Source organism: Deltaproteobacteria bacterium (assembly GCA_009929795.1).
Taxonomy (GTDB): domain Bacteria; phylum Desulfobacterota; class Desulfovibrionia; order Desulfovibrionales; family Desulfomicrobiaceae; genus RZZR01.
The window spans coordinates 1-6,469 of sequence record RZZR01000126.1; the positions used below are offsets into that span (position 1 = coordinate 1).

Annotated in this window: 5 protein-coding genes; 2 read left to right on the top strand and 3 right to left on the bottom strand. The window is 61.7% G+C overall.

What is annotated here, in order from left to right:
* Nucleotides 1-39: 39 nt before the first annotated feature.
* Complete coding sequence (locus tag EOM25_11225; protein ID NCC25745.1) at nucleotides 40-768, top strand: response regulator; 729 nt, start codon at nucleotides 40-42, stop codon at nucleotides 766-768.
* Nucleotides 758-2,926 (top strand): response regulator, encoded by a 2,169-nt coding sequence (locus EOM25_11230; GenBank protein ID NCC25746.1) that lies wholly within the window; start codon nucleotides 758-760, stop codon nucleotides 2,924-2,926. Before EOM25_11225 ends, EOM25_11230 begins: the two co-directional genes overlap by 11 nt.
* Before the next feature lie 3 nt (nucleotides 2,927-2,929).
* Here the strand turns inward: EOM25_11230 and EOM25_11235 are convergent, their stop codons facing one another.
* The 3 genes from EOM25_11235 to EOM25_11245 form a co-directional block, all read right to left on the bottom strand.
* Complete coding sequence (locus tag EOM25_11235) at nucleotides 2,930-3,298, bottom strand: response regulator (protein NCC25747.1); 369 nt, start codon at nucleotides 3,296-3,298, stop codon at nucleotides 2,930-2,932.
* A gap of 35 nt (nucleotides 3,299-3,333) precedes the next feature.
* Entirely contained in the window at nucleotides 3,334-5,961 is a 2,628-nt protein-coding gene (locus EOM25_11240) for a PAS domain-containing protein (protein ID NCC25748.1), read from the bottom strand.
* Nucleotides 5,962-6,173: 212 nt separating this feature from the next.
* The gene (locus EOM25_11245; GenBank protein ID NCC25749.1) at nucleotides 6,174-6,356 is read right to left on the bottom strand and encodes a ferredoxin; all 183 of its coding nucleotides are present in this window, start codon (nucleotides 6,354-6,356) and stop codon (nucleotides 6,174-6,176) included.
* Between the last annotated feature and the right edge of the window lie 113 nt (nucleotides 6,357-6,469).

The following is a 6,469-nucleotide window of genomic DNA, read 5'->3' on the forward strand; positions in this document are numbered from 1 at the left end:
GAGGAGGAGTGCCCTGACCCGGCCCCGGCGGAGCAGACGGTGCATGTCGACAGGCCATTGCGTATCCTGGTGGCCGAGGACAACATCCACAACGAGGAATTGTACCGGCTTTTCCTGGCCAGGACGGACATCGAAGCCGAATACGCCAAAAATGGTCTCCTGGCCGTGGAGGCTTTTGGCCGCGGCGGTTTTGATTTGGTCGTGCTGGACATGCAGATGCCCGTTCTGGACGGCATGGCCGCGGCCAGAAGAATGCGGGCCATGGAACGGGAGACGGGCCGGGGCCGGACGCCCCTGATTCTTCTTTCGGCCCAGGACGTGAAAACCCTGAGACAAGAGGATGCCGAGCTTTTCGAGGCCATCCTGTCCAAGCCCATCGGGCGATCGGAATTCTTGGGGGCCATCGTGGCCCAGGCCAAGGGGGCGGCTTGCCCCTACCCGGATCGCGACAGGGGCCAAGCCACGGACGAGGCCATCCGATCCATGGCTCCGGGTTTTCTGGAGGCTCTGGCCGATCGGGCTCTGGACATGCGGATGCTTGCCGAACGCGGCCAACACGGAGAATTGGCCCGGCTGGCCCACATGATTGCTGGGAGCGCAGGCAGCTACGGATTCCCGGCCATCGCGGCCCTGGCCCGGGCGGTTGAATCCCTGGCCGTGGAGCGATCCCCTGAGGCCATCAAAAAGGTCCTGGCCCTTGTTGAACTGGTGGAGTCGGAACGGGAAAAACTGCCTGACCGGGACAAGGAGAAGGCCAATGCGGGATGAACAGGATTCTGGGGCAGCACAGGAAGCGGCCAAGCTGAGGGCCCGGGTCCGTCAACTCACGACCCTGGTGGATGCGGTCCGCGAGGCGATCATCATCATTCGGGGCGGAACGATCGTCTTTGCCAACGCCTATATGCATCACCTGGGCGGACACACCCTGGCCGAGATCGCCGGCCGGAGCTTCCTTGATTTCGTTCATCCGGACGACAGGCCCCTGGTGGCCGAGCGCCACAGACAGCGACTCATGGGCCAGGACGTGCCCAGCGTTTACGATCTTCGCATCCTCACCCGGGAGGGTGAACCCCGCTGGATCCAGGTCTCGACCACGACCATCGATTGGGATGGAATCCCGGCCCATGTGGCCCTGTTGACGGACATCGAGGCCCGGAAACGGGCCGAGGAGTCCTTGCAGCACACCATGGCCCGCCAGGAGGCGATCATCTGGGAGCGGACCAGATCCTTACAGGAAGCCAACGAGCGTCTGGAGGCGGAGATTCTGGAACGCATCCGGGCCGAGGAGAATCTTCGCCGACTGAACGAATCCCTGCTGCAGGAAATCAAGGAGCGGCGGCAGGCTACGGAACGTCTGGAGGAGGCTAAGCGCCGGGCACTGGAATCCTCCCGGGCCAAGTCCATGTTCCTGGCCCGGATGAGTCATGAGATGCGAACGCCCCTGAATGTCATTCTGGGCATGAGCCGGGTGGCTCAGCGAGATGCTCCTGAAGGCTGCAACACTCGGCCAATGGAAATGATCGCCGAGGCCGGACAGACCATGCTCCGGGTGATCGACGATCTCCTGGACATCTCCAAGATCGAGGCCGGGAGGATGACCCTGGATGAGAATCGCTTCGATCTGCCTGGGTTTCTCAAGGGATTGAGGGACAGCCACGCGACTCTGTTCAAGGCCAAGGGCCTTCAGCTCGAATTGGAGATTCGGCCGGGGACGCCCGCATTCGTCGTCGGAGACAGGGCCAGGCTCGGGCAGATCCTCCACAACCTGCTGTCCAACGCACTGAAGTTTACGGCCACGGGCGGGGCCGAAATCGAGGCTGGGCCCCTGGAACCGGGCGAGACCTGCATGGAGCAGTCCGAAGGCCGGCTCGGACTGGTCTTCAAGGTGAAGGATACGGGCATGGGCATTCCAGCCGACCGTCTGAACAAGATCTTCGACAGCTTCGAGCAGGCCGACGAGACCATTGGCCGCCGTTTCGGGGGAACCGGTCTGGGTCTGTCCATCAGCCGGCATTTGGCCCGGCTCATGGGTGGGGAAGTCCGGGTCGAGAGTACGGAAGCTCAGGGGACCACGTTCGTGCTGACCGTGCCCATGGTCCCGACCGAAGAAGAGGATGAAGAATGCGTGGCGGTCCAGGAGGACGATTTCATCCGACCTTTGGACATCCTGCTGGCCGAGGACTCGGATCTCAACGCCGAAACCGTGGAAGCCCTCCTGGCTCCACAGAAACACCGATTGACCAGGGCCGGAAACGGGCGGGAGGCTCTGGAAATCCTTCGGAACAGGCGATTCGATGTTGTCCTCATGGACATCCAGATGCCGGAGATGGACGGCCTTGAAGCCACTAGGGCCATCAGGAAATCCTCCGACATTCCGTCCGGGGCCGATGTGCCCATTGTGGCCATGACCGCCTTCGGCATGGAACAAGATCGACGTCGAATCATGCAGGCCGGGGTCACGGATTATGTCCCCAAGCCGGTGAACCTGGAGCGGCTGACCCGGGTCCTGGCCAAATGCGTCGGCAAGGACCGGCAAGCCGAAGACCAAAACCCATCCCACGCCGAGGCCTCCGATCGTATCGACGACTGGGGCCGGGCCAGGCAGGAGGCCCTGGAGAACATGGGTGGGCGAAAGGACCTATTGCATCGGTTGTCCCAGGTCTTTCTCCGGGACACGCCCCGGGACCTGGAGGCCCTTGACATGGCCCTGGCCGAAGGCCGGGTGAAGGACGCCGCGAGACACGCCCACAGCATCAAGGGCAATGCCCTGAACATCGGGGTCGGTGCCGTAGCCAAGGCCGCCAAAAACGTGGAACTCGCTTTGGGTCGGGGGCGGGATCTGAAGGAATTGCGACGGGATCTTGAAAAGGCGGTGGAGGCGGCGGCGGGCCTTCTGGCCGCTGAAGGTATCGAGCCCGCCGCCTGATCGTCAGCGGCCGAGGAGTTCGGCCACGGTTTCGAGAATTTTGGCTTCGGACAAGGGTTTGGCCAGGGTTTTGGCCGCGCCGTAGTTCCGGGCCCAGTCCAGGGTCTCGGTGTCCGTGAAGGTGCTGCCGGCGCTGATGGCCGCCACGGGCAGGGACGGACGCTTGCCCAGGAGTTCCCGGATGGTCGAAAGGCCTTCCTTTCCGGGCATGAAGATGTCCACAAAGGCCAGATCGCAGGGGCTGGAGGCAAAGACCTCCAATGCCTGGTTCCCGTCTTGGGCTTCGAGCACTTGGTGTCCGGCGTCCTCGAGAATTCGCCGAAGCATGAGCCGAATCATTTCCGAATCGTCGACAACGAGAATCCTGGCCATACCTTCCTCCTTTTCCTGCCACTGGGCGGCAGGTTTCAGTGTGTCTTGTCCGTGCCAGCTTGCATCTGACCGATGAGCCGGTTCAGCTCGACGGCGTTCTGGCGCAGGCGCTCAATGGACTGCACGGATTCCTCCATGCCCTGTTTGATCTCGTCGGCCACCTCGTTGATCTCATCCGTGGCCCGGTTGATTTCCGTGGCCGTGGCCGACTGTTCCTCGGAGGCGGTGGCGATGGCCCGGATCTGATCGGCCGTGCCTTCGGCCATGGTGACGATATCCATGAGGGCCATCCCGGCCTTTTCGGCCTGGGTGGAACAGATCGTGACGGCCTTGGCGGCCTTTTCGGTTTCTTGGTTGCTATGCCGGGCGCCGTCCTGGATGGCCTGGATGGCCGTGCCCACTTCCTTGGTGGCAGTCATGGTCTTTTCGGCAAGTTTGCGGACCTCGTCGGCGACCACGGCGAATCCCCTTCCGGCGTCCCCGGCCCGGGCGGCCTCGATGGCTGCGTTCAGGGCCAGGAGGTTGGTCTGGTCGGCAATGTCCGAGATGACGACCATGATCCGGCCGATGTCCTCGGCCTGGGCGCTCAGTCGGCCCATGTTGGCCTTGAGGGTTTCGGTCTGGGCGTTGACCTGGGTGATGGCTCCGCGGACATCTTCGACGATGGACGAGCCTTCCCGGGCCTTGTGCATGGACTCATCGGCGTTCTCGGCGGCCTTGGCAGCGTTGCTGGCCACTTCCAAAACGGTGGCGTTCATTTCCTCCATGGCCGTGGCCGTTTCCTGGGACCGATCCTGTTGCCGGGAGACACCCTGGTTGGTGTGGGCCATGAGGCTGTTCAGGTTTTCCGATTCCTCGGCCACCTGGGCGGCTATGGCCTCGGTGCTTCGGGCCGTCTCGGAAATCAGCCTGTTCTTTTCGGCCAGGGCCTCCTGCTGAATTTTGAAGCGGGTCAGGGTAGCCAGAAGGGCGAAGACGCCCAGAACCTCCCCTTGTGGGCCGTGAATGGGGGCGGCGTCGATCTTGACGTAGAAGCGTTCGCCCCAGGCGTAGGTACCTTCGTATTCGAAGTTGGTGACGATTTCCCGCTTGTCGAGGACGGTGCGGAGGACCTCGGCCACCTTAGGATGGCTGGTGAAGACCTCGCGCAACGGCCGATCGATATAGGCGGTCGGCTCCTTTTTCTCACCGAGGAAATGGGCCAGCCAGCGGTTGAGGAGAATGACCTTGCCGCCGGGGTCGACGACTACCGAGGGCATGGTCACGGAATTGAGGATTCCTCGGACAAAGGCCAGTTCGGACTTGAGGTTGGCGACCATCTTCTCAATGGAGAGGCGCAGCCGGTCCATTTCGGCAGTGAACCGCCCGCTGATGGTGGCGTCTAAATGCCCGTCGGCCACGTGTCCGGCAAAGTCCACCAGGGACCTGACCGGGCGGTTGAGCATATAGCGGATGGCCAGGAGAATGAAGACGACGACCAGAACCAAGAAGGCCAGGGAGGCCAAGCTGAGCTTGAGAATAACCGTGTTGACGGTCTCGTGAATGGCCTGGGCCCTGGCCTCGGCCAGAATGTCGATGTCGTCGATGTACTCGCCCATGCCGATGATCCAGTTCCAGGGGGCGAAGAGGCGGACAAAGCCGAGTTTGGGATAGAATTCGGCACTGACCCCGCCTCCGGGCAGGGGTTTGGTCCACTCATAGTGGACGAAGCCCTGGTCGCCCTTCTGCACGGCCTCGACCATGGCCATGCCCAGATTTTTTTTGCCTTCCTGAAATCGGATCACTCGGCCGTCCGTCACCGACTCGACGGCCGTGGCGCTGTCGAAAACCGGAGCGTCCATGGGCTTGCCGTTCAAGCCCGGGTTGGTAGGCTGCATGATGGTGGTCGGAATGGGAAGGGTGTCGGAAATAACAAAGAAATAGTTCCCATCCACCAGCCGAAGATCGGCCAACTGTTTGAGGGCCTGGGCCTTCATTTCCCCAGTGACGTCTTCCAGCCAGGCCCCGGATCCGAAGATCCACCCCAGTTCTGGCACCAGTCGGACGTAGGACACCTTGGGTGACGGCTTGCCCTGGACCCCGGGCTTGTCCCACATGTAGGTCACCGTACCCTCGCCGTCTTTTTTGCAGACCTCGACCATCTCCTTGAAGAGGTAGACCCCTTCGGGATCCCTGTAGGTGGACAGGTCCTGTCCGTCGAGTTTGGGATTGGTGGGGTGCATGATCATGGCTGGGACGAGGTCGTTGATCCAGACGTAGTTGTCTCCATCGAAGCGGGCGTTTCTGGTGTTGGCCTTGATATGCTCGTGGATTTCCTCCAGGGACAGGAAATCCCGGTTGGCCCGGTAGTACTCTAGGGCCTGGTTGGCGACGCCGTCCACAACCCGCTTCAGATCGGCCCTGGTCTTTTCCTTGAGTTTTTCAACATTCACGGAGGTGTCGTAGAAGTATTTGACGATGCCGTAGGCCTGCTGGACGTAGTTGCGTTGTTCCTCCTTGGTCTTGGCCAGAAGATCGTCCCGTACCTCGATCTTGTCCCGGCTGGCGTAGGAGTCGAGCTCGACGATGAAGGCGGCCATGATTCCGGCGGCCAGCAGGGTCATGGCCCCGACAAGGATGAGGGCCAACCGGATGCCGATGGACAGGTCTTTGAAACGCTTCATCGCTCCTCCAGGGCTGAAGGTGGTCTGGGCATGTGGTCTTGTCATACCCCTTACATGGCCGGAGAGACCGGAGTCAATGGATCAGCCGGGAAAAGGTGGGTTCCGGGCGGTGATCGGCCTGAAGCGCGGGGGGAGCGGATATAAAAAAACCCCGGTTGGACCGGGGTTTTTTGGATGTTTTGGCGGCCGCGGCAAAGGGCGGCCCAGAGTGATCACTCCTTGGAGATGGCCTCCACCGGGCAGGTGTCGATGGCCTCGTCCACGCATTCGGCCGTGGAGTCCGGATCCAGGACCATGGCCTTTTCTCCGGAGTCGTCCAAGGCGAAGACCTCGGGGCAGATTTCCACGCAGCTCTCGCAGCCTATGCACTCTTCCTTGTTCAAGACGATGCTCATGTGTCCTCCCTGTCGGGTTGATTGGTTGGCATTTCCAGCCCCGCTACCTCTTTCCCGGCCAAGACGCAAGCACCACTCTTTACTTGCAGACTGAAGGCATTACCTGCCAGCTT

What these genes read in the sequence shown, in the direction of transcription:
- EOM25_11230 (NCC25746.1), top strand. Translation starts at nt 758, where the DNA reads ATGCGGGATGAACAGGATTCTGGGGCAGCACAGGAAGCGGCCAAGCTG.
- EOM25_11235 (NCC25747.1), bottom strand. Translation starts at nt 3,298, where the DNA reads ATGGCCAGGATTCTCGTTGTCGACGATTCGGAAATGATTCGGCTCATG.
- EOM25_11240 (NCC25748.1), bottom strand. Translation starts at nt 5,961, where the DNA reads ATGAAGCGTTTCAAAGACCTGTCCATCGGCATCCGGTTGGCCCTCATC.
- EOM25_11245 (NCC25749.1), bottom strand. Translation starts at nt 6,356, where the DNA reads ATGAGCATCGTCTTGAACAAGGAAGAGTGCATAGGCTGCGAGAGCTGC.